This window comes from Streptomyces sp. IBSNAI002 (assembly GCF_052244475.1).
GTDB lineage: Bacteria > Actinomycetota > Actinomycetes > Streptomycetales > Streptomycetaceae > Streptomyces.
On sequence record NZ_JBQPXG010000002.1, the window covers coordinates 5,863,285 to 5,882,473 of the forward strand.

General features: G+C 72.2%; 18 protein-coding genes. 8 read left to right on the plus strand and 10 right to left on the minus strand.

Annotated features, from left to right (window positions below; genetic code table 11):
• Positions 1–86 precede the first annotated feature (86 nt).
• Together ACTVZO_RS28315 and ACTVZO_RS28320 are read left to right on the plus strand one after the other, a co-directional pair.
• Complete coding sequence (locus tag ACTVZO_RS28315; RefSeq protein ID WP_443301029.1) at positions 87–2,861, plus strand: CBM96 family carbohydrate-binding protein; 2,775 nt, start codon at positions 87–89, stop codon at positions 2,859–2,861.
• Between the two features lie 86 nt (positions 2,862–2,947).
• The gene (locus ACTVZO_RS28320; RefSeq protein WP_443301030.1) at positions 2,948–3,628 is read left to right on the plus strand and encodes a hypothetical protein; all 681 of its coding nucleotides are present in this window, start codon (positions 2,948–2,950) and stop codon (positions 3,626–3,628) included.
• A gap of 175 nt (positions 3,629–3,803) precedes the next feature.
• Here ACTVZO_RS28320 and ACTVZO_RS28325 read toward each other — a convergent pair whose 3' ends face one another.
• Together ACTVZO_RS28325 and ACTVZO_RS28330 are read right to left on the minus strand one after the other, a co-directional pair.
• Positions 3,804–4,022 carry a hypothetical protein gene (locus ACTVZO_RS28325; RefSeq protein WP_443301031.1) on the minus strand — a complete coding sequence of 73 codons (219 nt, stop codon included), beginning with the start codon at positions 4,020–4,022 and terminating at the stop codon, positions 3,804–3,806.
• Positions 4,019–4,174 (minus strand): hypothetical protein, encoded by a 156-nt coding sequence (locus tag ACTVZO_RS28330; RefSeq protein WP_443301032.1) that lies wholly within the window; start codon positions 4,172–4,174, stop codon positions 4,019–4,021. Before ACTVZO_RS28330 ends, ACTVZO_RS28325 begins: the two co-directional genes overlap by 4 nt.
• 153 nt (positions 4,175–4,327) lie before the next feature.
• Here ACTVZO_RS28330 and ACTVZO_RS28335 point away from each other — a divergent pair, with 153 nt between their 5' ends.
• The gene (locus ACTVZO_RS28335; RefSeq protein WP_443301033.1) at positions 4,328–5,059 is read left to right on the plus strand and encodes a helix-turn-helix domain-containing protein; all 732 of its coding nucleotides are present in this window, start codon (positions 4,328–4,330) and stop codon (positions 5,057–5,059) included.
• Positions 5,060–5,079: 20 nt separating this feature from the next.
• Positions 5,080–5,550 (plus strand): NUDIX hydrolase, encoded by a 471-nt coding sequence (locus tag ACTVZO_RS28340; RefSeq protein WP_443301034.1) that lies wholly within the window; start codon positions 5,080–5,082, stop codon positions 5,548–5,550.
• Here ACTVZO_RS28340 and ACTVZO_RS28345 read toward each other — a convergent pair.
• Positions 5,538–6,101 carry an HD domain-containing protein gene (locus tag ACTVZO_RS28345; protein WP_443301035.1) on the minus strand — a complete coding sequence of 188 codons (564 nt, stop codon included), beginning with the start codon at positions 6,099–6,101 and terminating at the stop codon, positions 5,538–5,540. The genes ACTVZO_RS28340 and ACTVZO_RS28345 overlap by 13 nt on opposite strands.
• 147 nt (positions 6,102–6,248) lie before the next feature.
• Here ACTVZO_RS28345 and ACTVZO_RS28350 point away from each other — a divergent pair, with 147 nt between their 5' ends.
• Positions 6,249–6,461 (plus strand): hypothetical protein, encoded by a 213-nt coding sequence (locus tag ACTVZO_RS28350; RefSeq protein WP_443301036.1) that lies wholly within the window; start codon positions 6,249–6,251, stop codon positions 6,459–6,461.
• Between the two features lie 16 nt (positions 6,462–6,477).
• Here the strand turns inward: ACTVZO_RS28350 and ACTVZO_RS28355 are convergent, their stop codons facing one another.
• Positions 6,478–7,599, minus strand: coding sequence for a glycosyltransferase (locus ACTVZO_RS28355; RefSeq protein ID WP_443301037.1), 1,122 nt, complete (start codon positions 7,597–7,599; stop codon positions 6,478–6,480).
• Entirely contained in the window at positions 7,596–8,135 is a 540-nt protein-coding gene (locus ACTVZO_RS28360) for a WcaF family extracellular polysaccharide biosynthesis acetyltransferase (RefSeq protein WP_443301038.1), read from the minus strand. Before ACTVZO_RS28360 ends, ACTVZO_RS28355 begins: the two co-directional genes overlap by 4 nt.
• 108 nt (positions 8,136–8,243) lie before the next feature.
• Between ACTVZO_RS28360 and ACTVZO_RS28365 the strand changes: the two genes are divergently transcribed.
• Complete coding sequence (locus tag ACTVZO_RS28365) at positions 8,244–9,743, plus strand: hypothetical protein (RefSeq protein WP_443303289.1); 1,500 nt, start codon at positions 8,244–8,246, stop codon at positions 9,741–9,743.
• Positions 9,744–9,761: 18 nt separating this feature from the next.
• Here ACTVZO_RS28365 and ACTVZO_RS28370 read toward each other — a convergent pair whose 3' ends face one another.
• From ACTVZO_RS28370 to ACTVZO_RS28380, 3 genes are read right to left on the minus strand one after another with little or no spacing between them, the layout of a single operon-like run.
• Positions 9,762–10,982, minus strand: a complete 1,221-nt coding sequence (locus tag ACTVZO_RS28370) for a hypothetical protein (RefSeq protein ID WP_443301039.1) — start codon at positions 10,980–10,982, stop codon at positions 9,762–9,764.
• Entirely contained in the window at positions 10,979–12,715 is a 1,737-nt protein-coding gene (locus ACTVZO_RS28375) for a lipopolysaccharide biosynthesis protein (protein WP_443301040.1), read from the minus strand. Before ACTVZO_RS28375 ends, ACTVZO_RS28370 begins: the two co-directional genes overlap by 4 nt.
• Positions 12,712–13,920 (minus strand): glycosyltransferase family 4 protein, encoded by a 1,209-nt coding sequence (locus ACTVZO_RS28380; RefSeq protein WP_443303291.1) that lies wholly within the window; start codon positions 13,918–13,920, stop codon positions 12,712–12,714. Before ACTVZO_RS28380 ends, ACTVZO_RS28375 begins: the two co-directional genes overlap by 4 nt.
• A 172-nt stretch (positions 13,921–14,092) precedes the next feature.
• On the opposite strand from ACTVZO_RS28380, the gene ACTVZO_RS28385 reads away from it, so the two are divergent.
• Positions 14,093–14,581 (plus strand): adenylyltransferase/cytidyltransferase family protein, encoded by a 489-nt coding sequence (locus ACTVZO_RS28385; RefSeq protein WP_443301041.1) that lies wholly within the window; start codon positions 14,093–14,095, stop codon positions 14,579–14,581.
• On the opposite strand, the gene ACTVZO_RS28390 is transcribed toward ACTVZO_RS28385, so the two are convergent.
• Together ACTVZO_RS28390 and glgX are read right to left on the minus strand one after the other, a co-directional pair.
• Positions 14,562–15,284 carry a CDP-alcohol phosphatidyltransferase family protein gene (locus tag ACTVZO_RS28390; protein ID WP_443301042.1) on the minus strand — a complete coding sequence of 241 codons (723 nt, stop codon included), beginning with the start codon at positions 15,282–15,284 and terminating at the stop codon, positions 14,562–14,564. The genes ACTVZO_RS28385 and ACTVZO_RS28390 overlap by 20 nt on opposite strands.
• A 145-nt stretch (positions 15,285–15,429) precedes the next feature.
• A complete protein-coding gene (gene glgX, locus ACTVZO_RS28395; protein WP_443301043.1) occupies positions 15,430–17,751 on the minus strand; it encodes a glycogen debranching protein GlgX in 2,322 nt (773 codons plus the stop codon).
• 180 nt (positions 17,752–17,931) lie between these two features.
• Between glgX and ACTVZO_RS28400 the strand changes: the two genes are divergently transcribed.
• Positions 17,932–19,152, plus strand: a complete 1,221-nt coding sequence (locus tag ACTVZO_RS28400; protein WP_443303292.1) for an Ig-like domain-containing protein — start codon at positions 17,932–17,934, stop codon at positions 19,150–19,152.
• Positions 19,153–19,189: the final 37 nt, after the last annotated feature.

Here is a 19,189-nt window from a genome sequence, read left to right on the forward strand (position 1 = left end):
CCCTCGCGTGAGCCCTAGTCTGCGCCCGTACATATGGCTGTTCGGATAGTTCCAGCCATCAAACCGGGCTATGCCCTGGGGGGCTCATGCGTAGATCCAGAGGGCTGACTGCTGCCCTCGTCCTGTCACTGGCCGGTGCCGGCACCGGTATAGGCCTGGTGCTGATGCCGCAGGCGTCCGCCATCACGGCGCCAGTGGCCTTCACCGCCGACAGCCTGCCGACCTGGCAGCCCGACGGCATCGTGTTCGCGATGGCCCAGGCGAACGGCACCGTCTTCGCCGGCGGCACCTTCTCGGCCGTCCGCCCGCCCGACGGCGCCGCCGGCGCCGAGCAGGAAGCCGTGAACTTCGCCGCGCTCGACGCCGCGACCGGCAACCCCACCTCGTGCAAACTCGCCTTCACCGTCTCCGACGGGACCGCGACGGTCCGCGCGCTCGAGGTCTCGAAGGACAAGAAGACCCTCTACGCGGGCGGCTACTTCGGCGCCGTCAACGGGACCCCGGTCTCCAGCCTCGCCGCGATCGACATCGCGAGCTGCACCCCCAAGGCAGCGTTCCACCCGGGCGTCCCGGCCACCGTGCGCGCCCTGGCCGTCACGGACGACACCCTGTACGTGGGCGGCGATTTCAACGCCGTCGACGGCCAGACCCGCGAGCGGTTCGCCGCGGTCGACGCAGCCTCCGGCGCGCTGAAGCCCTTCGTGGCCAACGCCGACGAGCCCGGCCGCGCCATCGAGGTGAGCAACGACGGCAAGAACGTCCTGCTGGGCGGTGACTTCTTCTCGGTCAACAACTCCAACACGCACGCGCTGGCCGTCGTGAACGCCACCACCGGCGCCGTCACCAAGACGTACAGCAACATCCCGTCCAACTCCGTGGTCAAGGACATCTCGGCCGACGCGACGGGCTACTACACCGGCAGCGAGGGCTCCGGCGGCGGCGTCTTCGACGGCCGCATCGGCCTGAACACCGACTTCAGCGAGAAGTGGCGCGACCGCTGCCTCGGCGCCACCCAGTACGTGCTGCCGTACGACGGAGTGCTCTACAGCTCCTCGCACGCGCACGACTGCTCCACCGAGCTCGAGTACCCGGACGGCAAGCGCCACTTCCTGCTGGCGCAGCCCACCGACCACACCGGCCCCGCCCCGGCGCCCGTGGGCGGCTTCGTGCGCGGCCCGGGCAAGCTCGGCTGGCACCCCACCGCCAACGACGGCCTCGGCGAGGGCATCGGCCCGCGCGTCATGGCCGTCGCGGAGAAGAGCGACGTCAAGTACATGTGGGTCGGCGGTGAGTTCACCCTCATCAACGGCAAGCCGCAGCAGGCCCTGACCCGCTTCGCCTCCACCGGAGACGTCGGCGCCCCGACCACCCCGGTGGCCAGCGTCGACAGCGTCAAGCCCGGCGAGGCCCAGGTCCGCTGGCGCACCAGCTACGACGCGGACGACAGCAAGCTGACCTACCGCATCTACCGCAACGGCTCGGCCACGCCCGCCGCCACGGTGAACGCGGACTCCCTGGAGTGGGAGCGCCGGCAGGCCTCCTGGACCGACACCACGGTCAAGGCCGGTCAGGCCTACAGCTACCGCGTGACCGCGACCGACGCCGCCGGCAACACCAGCGCCCTGTCGGCCAGCGTCTCCGTGACGGTCCCGACCGCGGTCCAGTCGTACCCGAACCAGGTCCGCGCCGACGGCGCCGAGCTGTACTGGCGCTTCGACGACACCGTCAGCCCGTACGTCGCCGACTCCTCGGCCGGCGGCAACACCAGCGGTGTCCAGCTGAACGCCCCCGCCCTGCGCCAGACCCCGGGCGCGGTCACCGGCGCCAGCACCGCGATGGGCTTCAACGGCACCAGCCAGCAGGTCTACAGCGACCACCGCCAGAGCGTCGGCAGCACGTTCACCATCGAGACCTGGTTCAAGACGGGCACCACGCGCGGCGGCAAGCTGGTCGGCTTCGGCAGCAACACCGACCGCTCCAGCGGCTCGTACGACAAGCACCTGTACATGACCAACACCGGCCGGCTGGTCTTCGGAGTCTCCAACGGCTCCGCCCAGACCGTCTCCACCGGCCTGTTCGACACGTACAACGACAACAAGTGGCACCACGTGGTCGGCACCCAGGGCCCCGGCGGCATCACCCTGTACGTGGACGGCCAGAAGAAGGACTCGCTGAACCGGACCGGCACGCAGACCTACGCGGGCTACTGGCACGTCGGCGGCGACAACCTCACCGGCTGGCCGACCCGCCCGACGAGCAACCTCTTCGCCGGGCAGATCGACGAGACGGCCGTCTACCCGACGGCGCTGACCGAGGCCCAGATCAAGAACCACTTCACCCTGGCCAAGGCCCCCACCGACTCGGTCTCCAAGGTCAACGCGACCGAGGACACCTACGTCAACCAGGGCGCCCCGGGCACCGCGTACGGCACGTCCACCTCGCTCGCGGTGCGCGGCACCTCGGCGTACGAGACGTACCTGCGCTTCAACATGCCGGCCGCCCCGGCCGGGCAGGTCCTGAAGTCCGCGGCCCTCCAGTTCAAGACCAACACGCAGACGGGCGCCGGCACCGCCGACTCCGTCTCCGTGGTCCCGGTCACCGGCACCTGGACCGGCGCGGGCACCACCTTCACCAGCAAGCCCGCCCTGGGCACCACCCCGCTCGGCACCATCGCGGGCGTGCCGGACGGCTCGGCGGTCCACTCCGTGCCGCTGGACACCGCCGCGGTCTCCGCGGTGCTGGGCACCAGCTACAGCCTGGGCCTGACGAGCACGGGCACCGACCCGCTGTGGATCTGGTCCTCCGAGGCCACGGCCGCCGACGGCGTCCCGCAGCTGGTCCTCACCTTCGGCGCGAAGTAGCGACGAGAACATGGCGGGGCCCGGCCGGCACCACCTGGCCGGGCCCCGCACCCCTGTCCCACCCCAGTAAGCACGGGAGCCATCCGATGTACCGACGCTCCGCAGCGGCCGCTGTCCTGCTGACCGCCGCCCTGACGCTGACCGCCTGCAGTTCCGGCGGGGGCAAGGCCGATTCCGGCGCCGAGGCGAAGGCGAAGCCCCCGGCCTCGTCGGCGGCCCCCGACCCCGCGGACAGCCCGGCGCCCTCGGCGCCCGCCCTCGCCGCGAAGCCGACGGGCCCCGTCCTGCCCGACGCGAAGCTCACGCCGAAGACGGGCACCTTCACGGCGCAGGAGAAGAAGTACCTGAGCGGGCGGGTCCCGGAGAAGATGGACCCGGCGGCCGTCCTGCAGTCCGGTCAGGAGGCATGCCAGCGGGTGCAGTACACCGCGAAGCGGGACAAGGACGCGGCGACCGGGGCCGTCATCACCGGGGAGATCGCGGGCGCCAAGGACGCGATCACCCACCTGTGCCCGGACCAGAAGCCGATCCTCGCAGCCGCGGAGAAGGGCTTCCCCGAAGGCCCCCGCACCTCGCCCGCGGCCGGCACCTACCGCGCCCTGACGCAGGCCTCCACCTGCACGTGGGAGGCGAAGTCCAAGGACGGCTCGATCCTCGCCTCGGGCCCGGAGACCCCGCCCAACGCGGGCGACAAGATCACGGCCAAGATCCCCTCGGGCACGGCCGAGTTCAACTCCTCAGGCTGCTACGCCTGGATCCCGGCCTGACCCCAGCCCCACCCGAACGCCCCCCGCAGCCGGATCGCCGGCCGCTGGGGGGCGTCACCCTTTTTGACGCGTCCCTCGCGCGGCTCGGCCCTGGCGGGCCTCTCCGGCTTCGGGCCGCTGCTCCGGACTCCGTCCGTCGGCACGCCCGGGCGGAGCTCAGGGGGAGTCGTGACCGCTATCGGACGAGCGAGATGTTGTCCACGGCCGTGGACCACTCGATGCCGGAGGCGGGCCGGATGTAGGCCAGTTCCACCCAGCGATCGTGCCCTTCGTGATTGAGCACCTTCTCGTGCACGACGGCCATCAGCCTGCCTGTGCCCTTCGTGGCGACGTCCTGCACGGCCTGGCCGATCCACGGGTGCGATGCGTGCCCGAACGAGTCGCTGCTGTTCAACGCTTCTCCTTCGTTCCGCCCGAGACGCTCGCGTGCTGCGCGGCGAAGCGCGCCCAACCCCGGGCCGCCAGCACCAGCAGGCGCGGACTCGGGCCGGGCGGCGGGTCGGGCAGTACGGTCCTGCGGCTCCTGCCGCTGTGCTTCTGACTCATGGTTCGGTCCCCTGGAGTGTGCGGAGCGAAGATGCCCGGACACCCAGCAGGAAACCGCGCAGAGTAGTGGACACATCACCGACTGAATGGACGTTCAGGGACGTCCCGGGATACCGTTGAAACGTCCGGGCGTCCCCGAGGTAGGTCAGGATCATGGCGAACGAGCGTTTGCGCGCCTCGATTTCGGCGCATGGCGCCACCATCCAGTCGGTTGCCGCGCGGGTCGGTGTGGATCCCAAGACGGTGGAACGCTGGATCACGGCCGACCGTACGCCGCACCGGTCTCATCGCTGGAAGACCGCGACGCTTCTCGGCGTGGACGAGGTCTACCTGTGGCCGACGGTTGCCAGACAGGCCGAGACGGCCAGTGCGTCCGAGCTGGTCACCTACTACCCGCACCGTGGTGTCGTGCCCATGGACCTCTGGTCGTCTCTGATCGACAACGCCGTCAGCCATGTCGAAGTCCTCGTCTACGCAGGCCTGTTCCTCTTCGATGGGCATCCCGATCTCGCGGAGAGGCTCTCCGGCAAGGCGCGTACGGGTGCCCAAGTGCGGATTCTCCTCGGTGATCCCACATCCGAGGTCATCAGGCAGCGAGGCGAGGAGGAGGGGATCGGGGCGGATCTCGCAGCCCGGTCGCGCATGACACGGCGGTATCTCGACGCGGCCACGGCGACGCCGGGAGTAGAGGTGCGGCTGCACGAGACCATCCTCTACAACTCGATCTACCGCTTCGATGACGACGTACTCGTGAACCCCCACGTACTCGGGGCGCCGGCCGGCCAGAACCCGGTCCTGCACTTCCGCTACATCCCGGGCGGCCGCAGCTTCAGGCACTACATGAGGAGCTTCGACTACGCCTGGGAACGCGGCACCGCCGTATAGGGCGTGGGAGGCTGTCAGACATGGCCCGAGTGGACTACTTCAACGACCCGAACGCACCCCAGGCGAACAGCCTCGTCCCGTCGGTGACCGTCGTCACCCTCGACGACGACGGCCGGATCCTGTTGATCCACAGGACCGACAACGACTTGTGGGCACTGCCCGGAGGCGGCGTGGACGTGGGTGAGTCCGTCTCCGATGCCGCCGTCCGTGAGACCAGGGAGGAGACCGGCTTCACCGTGGAAGTGACCGGGCTCATCGGGCTCTACACCAATCCGCGTCACGTCATGGCGTACGACGACGGCGAGGTCCGCCAGCAGTTCTCGATCTGCTTCTCTGCCCGCATCGTCGGCGGGGAGCGCCGGACGAGCAACGAGAGTAGGGACGTGGTCTTCCTGGCCCGGGAGGAGCTGGACGCAGTGAGCATCCACCCGTCCATGCGCATGCGAATCGACCACGGACTCCTGGGCCGGTCCGAGCCCTACATCGGCTGACCGCCGAGGCGCTCACTGGTGCGCGCCACGGCGCCCGCCAGATACGGAACCGCCGTGCTGACGGCCGTGTGGACATCGCTGTCGGGCGGGTAACGGACGAGGATCTCGTCGAGGCGCCTCTTGAAGCCGAGTCGCTGTCCGGCCGGCCCCGTCGTCATGTCGGCGCAGGTCAGGGCGTCCAGGAGCGCGGAGTCCTCTCGCTCGTACACGGCGAGCTCCGCGGACAGACCGCGTTGTTCGGCCTCGTACGCGGCTCCCGAATGGTGGGCGACCAGTCGTACCAGCCGCCCCGACGCGCCGAGCACCGTCAAGTGTCTGGCCCCGTCGAGGGGATGGAAGCCGCTGTCGTGGAGCGGTGGCGCGTAGCCGATGTCGTGCAACCACGCGGCCGCGACCAGCAGCCCTCGTTCCCCTTCCGGTACCGCCTGAGCCAGTTCCCGGGCACGTGCCGCGACACCTTGTGTGTGAAGCCAACGGTCGCCGAGGGGAGGCAGCAGTGACCGCGCCAGCCCGGCCGCGCCGCGAGGGGTCTCCAGTAGTGATGACGGCATGGGCCACACGGTATCCGCGCAGCCTTCCTGAGGCACCCGACGCCCCCCGCAGCCGGATCGCCGGCCGCTGGGGGCGTTTTTCGTTGGAGGGTGGGGGTATTCGCGGGGCCGGAGTACGACGACAGCGAGCCTTCGGAGGCGAATGACATGACCGGCCTTGGTGGCTGCATCGGTCTGATAGTGGTGGGAGCCATCCTGACTTTCGCCACCGACTGGGAGATGGAGAGCGTCAACCTCGACGTGGTCGGGCTGATCATGATGGGGGTCGGGCTCATCGGCCTGGCCGTGTACACCAGCGTCCTCAAGCGCCGCCGCGCCATGGGCGCGCTCCCCGTCGTGGAACAGCGCCGTGACATCTGAGCCGCGGCGCCCGCGCTCAGCCCCGCAGGGCCGCCTCGTACACCGGGAGCAGGGTGTCGAGGACCGCATCCATCGAGAAGGACTCCTCGGCCAGCTTGCGGGCCGCCGACGAGGCGGCGGCGTTGGCCGCGGGGTCGAGCAGGGACAGGACCGCCGAGGCCACGCCCGCCGGGCCCGGGTCGACCGCGCGGCCCGCGCCCGCGGCGGCGATGTCGCGGGCCAGGCCGTTGGAGTGGGTCACCACCGGGGGGACGCCCACCGCGAGGGCCTCGAGCACCGACATCGGGAACGGCTCGTCCACCGACGGCAGCACGTACACGTGGGCCCGGCGCAGCTCCGCCAGCACCTCCGCGCTGGACAGCGCCCCCGGGACCGTGAAGCGGTCGGTGAGGCCGAGGGCCGTGACGCGTGCGCGTACGCCGGCCAGTTCGCCCTCGTCCGGGCCCGCCACGACGAACCGCGCGTCCGGGTGCGCGGCCAGCACCGCCGGGGCCGCGTCCACGAAGTCCACCGGCCGCTTGCGGGCCTGCAGCCGCGCCGAGTACAGGATGCGCGGGGGCCCGCTCGGAGCGGGCCGCTCCTCCTGCGCCGGGGTGCCGTTGACCAGCCGGACCGCCGTCGCCAGCGGAGCGCCGCCGACCACCGCGTCCAGGCCCGACCGCTCGTGCGGGGTCAGGTACAGCACCGCGTCCGCGCCGCGCAGCAGCCGGCGCACCGCCACCGCGTCCAGCACCTTGGCCAGCAGCTTCTCGCTCGGGTCCACCATCCCGTGGGTCTGGAGCACCAGCGGCCGGCCGGCCCGCAGCGCCGCCAGGGCCACCGGCAGGGTCACCAGGTCCCGGGCCAGGTGCACGTGGACCACGTCCGCGTCCCCGACCAGCCGCCGGGCCGAGGCCAGCAGCGCCGGCGAGGTCATCCCGCTGAAGCCCAGGGGAAGGATCCGCCGCGCCGGGAAGAGCTTTGCCGGCACCCCCTCGACGTCCGTCGGCCACGGCTCGGGGAAACCCTCGCCCAGCGCGAGCAGCCGCGCCTCGTGGCCCCGGGCCCGCAGCCCCTTCGCCAGGTTCAGCGCGACCCGCACCGGCCCGCCGAACGCGTGCGAGGGCGAGTGCAGGGTGACGGCGTGCAGGACTCTCACTTGGGCTCCTCCACCGGGCGACGGCGCCCGTCCTGGGTCTGCAGGGTCAGCTCCGGCAGGTCCTTGTGCACGACGGCGCCCGCGCCCGCGACCGCGCAGCGGCCCACGGTCACCCCGGCCAGCACGGTCGCCCGTACCGCCACCCACGCCCCGTCCTCGACGGTGACCGGCGCGTTGCGGTAGCGGAAGTCGGCGGCCCGGTGGTCGTGCGAACCGGTGCACAGCATGGCCTCCTGCGAGAGGCACACGTGCGAACCGATCGTCACCGGCTCCAGGTTCAGCAGCCAGACGCCCTCGCCGATCCAGGTGTGGTCCCCGACGTCGAGCTTCCACGGCCACAGCACCCGCACCCGGTGCCGGATGAGCACGCCCTCGCCGATCTTCGCCCCGAAGGCCCGCAACAGGGCCACCCGCAGCCGCGCCGGACAGAACCAGCTCATGAACAGCGTGTTCATCACGGCGAACCAGAGCGCCTGCGCCAGCAGCCCGCGCCCCTTGTCGTACCCGGCCAGCGTGAAGGCAGGAAGGTCACGCAACTGAAGCCCCGATCGTTCCGCGCGAACGCGCCTCCCCTGGCGCGGCCCGCTCAGACTAGACTGCGCGCGGACCAGGCACATGGGGTGGGGGCGGCAGTGGCAACGGACATACGCAAGCCCCCCGTCACACCCGTACCGTCCCCCTTCGAGGACGAGACCCTGTGGGGCCGGGTCACCACCCCGCGCACCCTGCTCTCCCGCGCGCTGTCCGTCCCGCTCGCCCTCGGCTTCACCGTCTTCCTGCCGCTGTTCGTCGCCGTCCAGACCGGTGCGGGCGCGCGCGACGCGGCGTTCTGGCTCCAGCTGCTGCTCACCATGTACGCGGGCGCCCGCCTGTCCGCGATGGTGCTCACCAGCCGCCGCAAGCTCCTCCAGGGCTCCTTCTGGCTGTTCGTCTACATGGCCATGGGCGTGGCCCCCCTCGCACAGGCCGTCCTGGGCCAGGTCCCGACGCCCGTCGTCGGCCCCCGCTCCGACCTCACCGCCGCCATCGGGCTCGTGCTGCTCGGCTGCACCGCCTTCGACGTGGGCGTCCTGCTCGCCCGGCACCGGCCCGCCGGCCGCGCGGGCGGCTCCCAGAAGCAGCCGCGGCCGGTGATGACCCACCGGCGCCGGCTCCAGCTGCTGACCGCCCTGTCCTTCCTGTGCAGCGCCGTCTTCGTGATGAAGCTGGGCGGCCCGGCGGTGTTCTTCTCCAGCCGCCAGGAGATCATCGCGGGCATCGAGGAGGCGGGCGTCTCCAACGGCGACGGGCAGGCCGGCCAGGCCCTGCTGCGCGGTTTCGGCACCGTGCCGGCGCTGCTCTCGCTGCTGCTGTACACGCGCTGGCTGATCACCTCGAAGTTCGCCCGGCGCAAGGTGTCCATCATCGTCACCTGGTCGGCGCTCGCGCTGCTGAACCTGGTGGTCAACAACCCGATCTCGAACCCGCGCTACTGGTTCCTGACGGTCATGTTCGCGCTGCTCTTCACGGTCTTCCCGGTCAGCGCGGCGATGTACCGGGTGGCGCTGTCGATGGCCGTGGTCGTCGCCCTGCTCGTCTTCCCGTTCGCGGACCGCTTCCGGTACGACGAGAAGAACTACAAGCCGGTGGAGACCACGTCCTTCCTGGAGCCGATGGCCCTCAAGGACTACGACCAGATCGGCATGTTCGCCAACACCATCACCTTCTCGGAGTCCGGCCCCGGGCACTTCTACGGGCGCCAGCTGGCCGGGTCGATCTTCTTCGCCGTGCCGAGGTCGGTGTGGGAGGGGAAGCCGCGGGACACGGGCGTGATGGTCGGCCAGTGGATGGGCACGGTCAACACCAACCTCTCGTCGCCGATCTGGGCGGAGCTGTGGCTCGACTTCGGACCGCTGGGGATGGGGGCGGGGCTGCTGGGCATGGGCTACGCGGCGGCCCGCGTCGACCGGCGCTATGCGAAGCGGGCCACGCGGAGGGCTCCACCGGGGAGCCTGATCTCGGTGGTGGTCCCGCTGGTGGCGGGCTACTCCTTCATCCTGCTGCGGGGGCCGCTGCTACAGGCTTCGGGGCGGGTGGCGATCGCGGCGCTCTGCCTGGCGCTGGTCGCCACGTACCGCCAGGACCGCACCAAGACGCTGCGCTAGGCCCGGCCCCCGCGGGGGTCAGGGGGTCGGGACCGGGGCCGGGGCCGGGGCCGGGAGGTGGGTTACGCGGCGCCAGGCGGCCGCGGCCTTGAGGGCCGAGCCGGCCGCCAGGCCCCAGGCCGCGCCGAGCGGGCCCCACACCGCGTACCCGCCGAGCAGCAGGGCCACGGACAGCAGCGAGAAGACCACCTGCACCGACAGCGTGGCCTTCGGGGCCAGCACGCGCAGCGTCAGCAGGCCGGCCGTGCCCAGGCCCATCACCGCGTACTGCGCCCCCGTCGCCGGCAGCAGCGCGGCCGCCGAGGTCCAGGTGTCGCCCAGCAGTTCCCGGCCCAGCCGGTCCGGCAGCAGGGCCAGGACCGTCGCCCAGCCCGCGCCGACCGCGGCCAGCAGCAGGCCCAGCGCCGCGGTCGCCCGTACCACCGCGCGCCGCCCGCCGCCGAGCCGCGACAGCACCGGCGGCGCGAACGAGTTCGCCGAGTTGAACAGCACGTTCAGCGGCCCGAACAGGGTCGTCGCGCCCCGCAGCGCGCCCACGGCCAGCGGCGTCGCGAAGACGCCGAGGCCCAGCACCGCGAGCTGGCTCGAGCCGTTGCCCACCGCGAACTCGACCACGAACCGCTGCCCCAGGTGCCCCCGCCGCAGGTACGGCCGCAGGTCCGCCCGCGCGCCCCGTACGTACGGCCGCAGCAGCCACAGGCCCAGCCCCAGCGCGGGCAGCGCGGACAGGCCCCACACGAGCACCAGCCGCCCCGCCGAAGCCCCCGGAGGCTGCGCCGCGAGCGCCGCGACCACGCACACCAGCCGCAGCGCGTCGGCGGCCAGCGCCCGCTCGGGGGCGCGCAGCGCCGAGAAGCAGTAGCGCAGCCCGTCCTGCACGAGCACCAGCGGCAGTACGAGGCCCAGCGCGAGGAAGGCCGCACCGCCGGCCCCGCCGAGCAGCAGGCCGGTCGCGGCGAGCACCGCGCCGACGGCGCCCGAGGCGGCGCCGGTGAAGCCCACGGCCGACCGGCAGGCCGCGCCGAGCCGTTCGCCGTCCTTCTCCAGGACCAGGGTCTGGCCGACGTAGGCCATGCTCAGTCCCAGCAGGACGGTGAACGTCACGTACACCATCGAGAAGGCGGCGAACCCGGCCGCCGACGACAGCCGGGCGGCCAGCACCAGCACCAGGATGTTGGTGGCGCTGGAGGCGGCCTGGTCCAGGACCGAGGAGACGGCGGCGAGTCTGCCCCGGCTCATCTCCGGCCCATGCGGACGGTGCGCAGCGCGACCGTGTCGGTGCCGTCGCCCGGGATGTGCTGTTCCGGCTCGGCCGACTCGCGGGTCAGCGGCTGCGGCGCGGCCGGTGACGGAGCGGGTGCGGGCACGGGGGCGGCCCCCTTGCCCTTGCCGCGGCCGCGCTTCTCGCCGGGCAGCGGGGCGTGCAGCACCGCGCCCAGGACCGTCCCGCCGGCTCCGCTGATCAGTTCCCGGATCCGGGACAGGTCGGTGCGGTGGACGGCGCGCGGGTCGCAGACGACCAGGACGCCGTCGACGCGGTCGACGAGGGCGAGGGCGTCGGCGTACGAGAGCACCGGCGGCGCGAGCACGACGACGGTGGAGTTGGGGGAGTCGGCCTCGGAGATCAGCCGGGTGGCGCGGGCGGAGGTCAGGGCGCGCGGCACGTTGCGCGCGCGCTCGCCCGGGATCAGGTCGAAGGAGCCGGACTCCCCGGCGTCCACGACGAGCTGGCGCCCGTCGGGCCACTCGGAGTCGGCGTGGCGCCCGCCGCCCTTCGCGCTGCCCGGGGTCTGGCTCCAGCGCGGCCGGCCGCCCGCGTCGGTCGGCAGCTGGCTGGCCAGTACGGGGGTGCGCAGGTCGGCCTCGATGAGCAGGACGTCCTTGCCGGTCTCCGCGAAGGAGGCGCCGAGGTTGACGGCCACCGCGGCGGCGGTCTCGCTGCTGCCGCGCGGGGCGACGACGAGCAGCCGGCGCCGGTCGGCGAAGCGGGAGTCGTAGGCGAGCCGGAAGGCCACCGACCGGTACTCCTCCGCGAGCCGCGGATCGGCCTCGCCCGCGGCGAGCAGCGGCCCGCCGCCGGTCCGGTCGCGGGGCAGGTAGCCGAGGACCGGCGCGCGCAGGGCCCGGGCCACGTCGCCCTCGGAGCGCGGCGCCGGATCGAACACGAGCCGCACCCAGGCGGCCAGCAGGCCGAGCGCGAGGCCCACGGCCCCGCCGAGCGCGAGCGACATCACGATGCCGGGGCCGTCGGCCCCGGGGGGCGCGGTCGCGGCGCTGGTGACCCGGCCCGGGGTCATGTCCAGGGCCTGGAGCTTGGCGATGTTGCTGTTGAGCGTGTTGACCTTGCTCTGGAGGTCGGTCTTGGAGGAGTAGGCCGCGTCGCGCCCGGGGCCCGCCGGCATCGAGTTGATCTGCTTGACCAGCTCGTCGAGCTGCTTGGCCACCGGATCGCGCTGGTCCTGGTAGCCCTTGACCATCTTGTCGCGGGTGACGTCGAGGGCTTCCTGCCGCTTGAGCAGGTAGGCCTCGGTCATCGCGTTGGCGCGCTTGGCGGCCTCCTTGGGGGAGGACGCGGTGTAGGTGAACCGGAGCACCATCGTCTGCGGCGGGTTGGTCACCTGGAGCCCGCTGCGCAGGGCGGCGAACCCGGAGGCGGAGACACCGAGCTTCTTCGCCGCCTCGTTGGCTATGGAGGAGCTGAGCGCGACCTGGCGTTCCGAGCCGATGTTGATCGCCTTGTCGGGGGCGAGGCTCGGGTTGAAGGGGTCGTCGGTGGGTGCGCGCAGCACCACGTCGGCCGTGGCGACGTAGGTGTCGGCGGTGGAGACACCGAGGTAGACGCCGCCCAGCAGGCCTATCCCGATGCCCGCGCCGAGCAGCCGGCGGTAGCGCAGGAGCTGCCGGAACTGGTCCCGGAGAAGATCGGGTTCGTCCTCGGCCGGTGCCGCTGCAGGGCGGTTCGTCTCGATCACGGCCGGGGACCCCCAAGTGCTTCGTCCATCAGTGCGTCGATGCGGGCCAGGCCCGCTTCACGGCTCAGGTGCGCCGCCACGTGGCGGGGCCCGGCCGCTCCCAGTGCGTCCGCGCCCTCGCGGTCCTCGGCCAGGACCCGTACGGCCTTCAGCAGGGCTTCGGGGTCCTCGGGCTGTACGAGCACCCCTGCTCCGGAGCGCTCCACTTCCTGGGCGGTCCCGCCCTCCGCCGCCACGGAGGCGACGACGGGCCGGCCGGCCCGGAAGTACGAGGTGAGCTTCGACGGAACGCTCATGTCCAGTACGGCGGCGTGCTGCGTGACCGCGAGTACGTCCGCCGCCGCGAGGATATCCGGGAACTCGCCGTCAGCGGCAGGGGGGATGATGTCCAGATTGGGTACATCGGCTGACAGTTCGGCGAGGGCCGCGCGCTGGCTGCCGTCACCCATCAGGACGAACCGGACAGCGGGGTCCAGCCGGGCGGCTGCCACGAGCACCTCGAGGCCCTGCTTGAGGCCCATGTTCCCGGAGTGCAGGACGACCGTCTGGTCCGGGGCCCAGCCGAGGTGGCGGCGGGTCTCGCCGCGCGGCTTGGTGGGTTCGGCCACGTGGGACCAGTTGGGGACGAGGCGGATCCTGGCCGGGTCCACACCCATGCCGACGACCCGGTCCACGAAGGTCTCGTGGATGACCCCGACGAGGGTGGCCCGCTTCAGCGCGTACGCCTCGGCGCGGCCGGCGATCGCGGCCGCCTTGTCGCCGCCGCTGATCCCGCTCTGCGCGGCGGCGGCGCCCATCAGGTCCTGGACGACCGGGACGTACGGGACCTTCCACCGGGCCGCGAGCCGGGCGGCGAGCACTCCTCCGGCCAGGCTGGGCATCTGGGCCATGACCGCGTCCGGCTTCGGCATCCGGGGCGGGGCCGCGGCTCCGTGCAGCAGAATCGATCCTTCGAACAGGGCCCGCTTCACGGCGGTCTGGACCTGCGGCACGGTGTGCGCACGCCGGTGCACGGTGACACCTGCGCGCCGTTCCGTGCGCCGGAGCGCCCCCTTGTACTCCGGCTCGACCGACCACGCCGGGTAGTGTGGCATTCCCGCGAGGACATGGGTCTCGTGGCCGAGATCCGCCGCCCAGTGTTCCGCGATCTGAGTGGCGTACGGCCCGATTCCCGCGTGTTCGGGCGCGTAGTTGGTGGAGACCAGCAGCAGGCGCCGGTGACCGGATATGGACACTGAGCGTCCCCTTCTCCCCTGGATGATGCGCACGTCACCCTATTCGTTCATCCGCGTGCTGCGGAACGTGCACGCTATTGTCTGCTAATCCGCCACACCGGGGGGTGTGGCCGCTGGGGGGTAACAGATGACGGAGCGGGATATGTCCGAACTTGGCGCGCCCGCGCGCAGACCGTATCGAGTCGGCTACGCGCCGGGTGCCTACGATCTGTTCCATATCGGACATCTCAATATCCTTCGGCACGCACGCAGCCAGTGCGACTACCTGGTGGCCGGGGTCGTCTCCGACGAGATGGCCGAACTGGCCAAGGGGCGCCGCCCGATGATCCCGCTCGTCGAGCGGCTCGAGATCGTCCGCAGCGTGAAGTACGTCGACGCGGCCTTCGTCGAGACGGTGCCGGACAAGGTCGAGACGTGGAAGCAGGTGCGCTTCGACGTGATCTTCAAGGGCGACGACTGGCGGGGCACTCCCAAGGGCGACAAGCTCGAGAAGGACTTCGCCGCCCACGGCGTCGACGTCGTGTACTTCCCGTACACCGTCCACACCTCCAGCACCCAGCTGCGCCGGGCGCTGGACGCGCTCGCCGAACCGCTCGCGGCGGCGGAGCCGTTCACCGCCGAACGGCGCTGAGCTCCCGGAACCACTTCACGAGGAACGCCACCAGGAACAGCCCGGCGACCGCTCCGAAGGCGGCGTACACGAGAGCGAACAGCTCCCCGCCGCCGAGCAGCACGAACACCAGGCAGAACACCCCGTAGTCCACGGGGAGCAACGCCACCGCGCGGAGGGTCGACGGAACGGGCGCCGGGCTGCCCGGAGCCGGCCGGGGCTTGAGCTTCTCGGTCAGCAGCCCGCCGAAGAAGGTCACGATCGCGGCGAACTGGAAGCCCAGCGGCACCAGCAGCCAGCCGTCCCCGCCCGTCCCGTAGGCGTCGGGGAAGCGGTAGAACGCGATCAGCACGCACGAGTGCAGCGCGGTCAGCTTGGCGCAGTCCACGACGTGGTCGAGCCACTCGCCCGCGGCGCTGCCGCTGCCCCGCAGCCGGGCCAGCTGGCCGTCGGCGGAGTCGAAGGCGAAGCCCACGGCGAGCGCGGCCCACACCGCCGTCCCCAGCCCCCAGGAGGGCGCGCACAGCGCGACCGCCGCGGCGGCGGCGAAGCTGAAGGCGGCGCTGATCAGCGTCACCTGGTTCGGGGTGAGCCCGAGCGCGTACGATCCGGCGGCCAGGTACCGCCCGGTCGGCCGGTTCACGAACCGTGAGTAGAGCGACACCCCCTTCGCCGACTTCTGCGCCCCGCGCAGCTCCCGCAGCGCGAATCCGACTCTCCCCATGCACGGCCCCCCTCAGCGACGATGTCGAACACATCATCGCAGGGCGAAAGCGGACTCCCGTCCGGGGCGTTCGCGCACGTCCGGAAGCAGCCCCGCGGGCAGGTCCGCCGCCCGCACCCGGTCCGGGGCCGCCGCCGGGCCGCCGCTATCGCGCCACCCTCAGCAGCAGCACCGAGCGGGCCGGCACCGTCAGCGTCTCGCCGCCCCGGTGCCGGGTGAGCGGGGCCTCGGACTGCGCCTCGCGCGAGGTGTCCAGGACCACCTCGTACACCTCGGCCCACGGCGGCCCCGGCAGCACCCACGGCACCGGCCGGTCCCCGGTGTGCAGCAGGGCCAGGAAGCTGTCGTCCGTCACCTGGCGGCCCCGCTCGTCACGGCCCGGGATGTCCCGCCCCGACAGGTACATCCCCAGCGCCGCGGCCGGCGCGTACCAGTCCCGCTCCGTCATCTCCGCCCCCGCGGGCGTGAACCAGGCGAGGTCCCGCAGCCCGTCCACCCCCTGCGGCCGGCCGGAGAAGAAGGCCCGCCGCCGCAGCACCGGATGGGCCTGGCGCAGCGAGATCAGCCGCGCGGTCAGCGCGAACAGCTCCCGCCACGCGGGGTCCTCCAGCAGGGACCAGTCCACCCACCCCGTCTCGTTGTCCTGGCAGTACGCGTTGTTGTTGCCGTCCTGGGTGCGCCCGAACTCGTCCCCCGCGACGAGCATCGGCACCCCCGTCGACAGCAGCAGGGTGGTGAGGAGGTTGCGCAGCTGCCGCCGGCGCAGCGCGGCGATCCGGGCGTCCGTGCCCTCCGGCGGATCGCCCTCCACCCCGCAGTTCCACGACCGGTTGTCGTTCGTCCCGTCCCGGCCCGCCTCCCCGTTCGCCTCGTTGTGCTTGCGCTCGTAGGACACCAGGTCCCGCAGCGTGAACCCGTCGTGCGCGGTCACGAAGTTCACCGAGGCGTACGGCCGCCGCCCGCCCCACGCGTAGAGGTCGCTCGACCCCGACAGCCGGTACCCGAGGTCCCGTACGTCGGGCAGCGCGCCCCGCCAGAAGTCCCGTACGGCGTCCCGGTACCGGTCGTTCCACTCCGTCCACAGCGGCGGGAAGGCCCCCACCTGGTAGCCGCCCGCGCCCACGTCCCAGGGCTCGGCGATCAGCTTGACCCGCCGCAGCACCGGGTCCTGGGCGATCACCGCAAGGAACGGCGACAGCATGTCCACGTCGTGCATCGAACGCGCCAGTGCCGCCGCCAGGTCGAAGCGGAAGCCGTCCACCCCCATCTCCGTCACCCAGTACCGCAGCGAGTCCGTGATCAGGCGCAGCACGTGCGGGCGCCCCGCGTGCAGGGTGTTCCCGCAGCCCGTGTAGTCGGCGTACCGGCGCTGGTCGGACTGGAGCCGGTAGTAGCCCCGGTTGTCGATCCCGCGCAGGGACAGCGTCGGACCGAGCTCGCCCGCCTCCGCCGTGTGGTTGTAGACCACGTCGAGGATGACCTCGATCCCCGCCGCGTGCAGGGCCCGCACCATCCGCTTGAACTCCCCGACCTGCTGGCCCGCCGTACCGCTCGACGAGTAGCCCGCGTGCGGGGCGAAGTAGCCGACCGAGTTGTAGCCCCAGTAGTTGCGCAGCCCGCGCCGCAACAGGTGGTCCTCGTGCGCGAACTGGTGCACCGGCAGCAGTTCGACCGCCGTCACGCCCAGCTTCACCAGGTGCTCGACGGCCGCCGGATGGGCCAGGCCCGCGTAGGTGCCGCGCAGTTCGGCGGGGATCCCGGGATGGCGCATCGTGAAGCCGCGCACGTGCAGTTCGTAGATCACCGAGTCGGCCCACGGGGTCTTCGGCCGGACGTCGTCCGCCCAGTCGTCGTCATCGTGGACCACGACCCCCTTGGGCACGAACGGCGCCGAGTCCCGGTCGTCGCGCACCGTGTCGGCGATGTACTGCTGCGGCCAGTCCCGGACGTGCCCGTACACCTCCGGCGGCAGGCCGAACTCGCCGTCCACCGCCCGCGCGTACGGGTCCAGCAGCAGCTTCGACGGGTTGTACCGGGCGCCCGTCCACGGGTCCCAGCGCCCGTGCACCCGGAATCCGTACCGCTGCCCGGGGCGCACGCCCGGCACGAAGCCGTGCCAGATCTCGTGCGTGAGCTCCGTCAGGGCGCAGCGGGTCTCGGCCCCGCTCCCGTCGAACAGGCATACCTCCACCGCCTCCGCGCCCTGCGCCCACAGCGCGAAGTTGGTGCCCGCGGTCCCGTCCGGACCGTGGTGGAACCGGGCCCCCAGCGGATGCGAGGAACCGGGCCACACCGGCGGCCCCGGCCGCCCGGACGTCCGTAACACCTGGCCCCTGACCTGGCCGTTCGGTGCGGGCGCGGTCGGACCGCCGCCCCGAACCGCACTCTCGGTGTCCACCGCGTCCGCGGCGTCCACCACGTTCCCGACGGCTTCCACCGCCTCTTCCTGCTCGGCTGCGCTCGACACTGCCCGCCTCCACGGCTCCTGGGTACCTGCGGGGGAGGGGAGTGCGGCCCCGGCGTCCCGGCCCGGGCCCGTCCCCGTCTGGTCCTTCACACTGTTCTGCCCGGACTGTTCTGCCCGGAACGTCCACGCCCCTCACGTTTCCCCCGGAGGGCCCCGGTCGTTGGAGGGGGCGTGACACTTCTGACGAGGCGGGCAGGGGCGGGCTTGGCCGCCGTGGCGGCGTGGGCGGGCCTGCTCGGCGGCCTGGCCGGATGCACCGAGGACGGCCGTTCCCCGGTCGAGATCGCACTGCCCGGCAAACCCCGCTCGCCGGACGAGGCCATCCGGATCACCCCCGACGACAACGCCAAGGGGGTCCCCGCCGACGGACGCCTCAGCGTGACCGTCCCCGAAGGCAGGCTGGAGCGGGTCGTGGTCACCAAGGTCGAGGACGCGCAGGAGGAGCGGGTTCCGGGCGCGATCGCCGAGGACGGGCTCAGCTGGAGCCCCGACCCGGAGTCCGCCCGGCTCTCGCTCGCGGCCAAGTACACCGTGGACGTCGTCGCCCTCGACGGACACGACCGCCGCCAGGCCCGGCACACCACCTTCACCACCTACGTTCCCGAGGAGCGGTTCATCGGCTACTTCAAGCCGGAGAACCGCTCCACCGTCGGCACCGGCATGATCGTCTCGTTCAACTTCAGCCGGGCCGTCACACGACGCGCCGAGGTGGAGCGGGCCATCACCGTCACCTCGAACCCGCCCGTGGAGATCGTCGGCCACTGGTTCGGCAAGGAGCGGCTCGACTTCCGGCCCAAGACGTACTGGAAGGCCGGCACCGAGGTCACCGTGAAGATGGACCTGCGCGACATCGAGGGCGCGCCCGGCTCCTACGGCATCCAGGACAAGACGATCACCTTCACCGTGGGCCGCTCCCAGATCTCCACCGTGGACGCGGCCGCGCACACCATGGAGGTCCGCCGGGACGGGACGCTGCTGCAGACCCTGCCGATCACCGCCGGGGCGCCCAAGACCACCACCTACAACGGGAAGATGGTGGTGATGGAGCTCTTCGACGTCACCCGCATGAACGGCCAGACCGTCGGTTTCGGCGGGGAGTACGACATCCCCGACGTCCCGCACGCCATGCGGCTGACCTCCTCCGGGACCTTCCTGCACGGCAACTACTGGGTCAGCCCCGACACCTTCGGCTCGGCCAACCTGAGCCACGGGTGCGTGGGCCTGCGCGACGACAAGGGCGGCGGCTCGGACACCCCGGCCGGCTGGTTCTTCGACCGGACCCTCGTCGGGGACGTGGTGGAGGTCGTCAACTCACAGGACAAGACGGTGGCCCCGAATAACGGCCTGGGCGGCTGGAACATGTCCTGGGCGGACTGGGTCGCCGGCTCCGCCATCGCCTGACCGCTGCCCGGAAGAGTGATTCGTGTGATCGGAATGC

What these genes read in the sequence shown, in the direction of transcription:
- ACTVZO_RS28315 (WP_443301029.1), top strand. Translation starts at nt 87, where the DNA reads ATGCGTAGATCCAGAGGGCTGACTGCTGCCCTCGTCCTGTCACTGGCC.
- ACTVZO_RS28320 (WP_443301030.1), top strand. Translation starts at nt 2,948, where the DNA reads ATGTACCGACGCTCCGCAGCGGCCGCTGTCCTGCTGACCGCCGCCCTG.
- ACTVZO_RS28330 (WP_443301032.1), bottom strand. Translation starts at nt 4,174, where the DNA reads ATGAGTCAGAAGCACAGCGGCAGGAGCCGCAGGACCGTACTGCCCGAC.
- ACTVZO_RS28335 (WP_443301033.1), top strand. Translation starts at nt 4,328, where the DNA reads ATGGCGAACGAGCGTTTGCGCGCCTCGATTTCGGCGCATGGCGCCACC.
- ACTVZO_RS28340 (WP_443301034.1), top strand. Translation starts at nt 5,080, where the DNA reads ATGGCCCGAGTGGACTACTTCAACGACCCGAACGCACCCCAGGCGAAC.
- ACTVZO_RS28345 (WP_443301035.1), bottom strand. Translation starts at nt 6,101, where the DNA reads ATGCCGTCATCACTACTGGAGACCCCTCGCGGCGCGGCCGGGCTGGCG.
- ACTVZO_RS28350 (WP_443301036.1), top strand. Translation starts at nt 6,249, where the DNA reads ATGACCGGCCTTGGTGGCTGCATCGGTCTGATAGTGGTGGGAGCCATC.
- ACTVZO_RS28370 (WP_443301039.1), bottom strand. Translation starts at nt 10,982, where the DNA reads ATGAGCCGGGGCAGACTCGCCGCCGTCTCCTCGGTCCTGGACCAGGCC.
- ACTVZO_RS28385 (WP_443301041.1), top strand. Translation starts at nt 14,093, where the DNA reads ATGTCCGAACTTGGCGCGCCCGCGCGCAGACCGTATCGAGTCGGCTAC.
- ACTVZO_RS28390 (WP_443301042.1), bottom strand. Translation starts at nt 15,284, where the DNA reads ATGGGGAGAGTCGGATTCGCGCTGCGGGAGCTGCGCGGGGCGCAGAAG.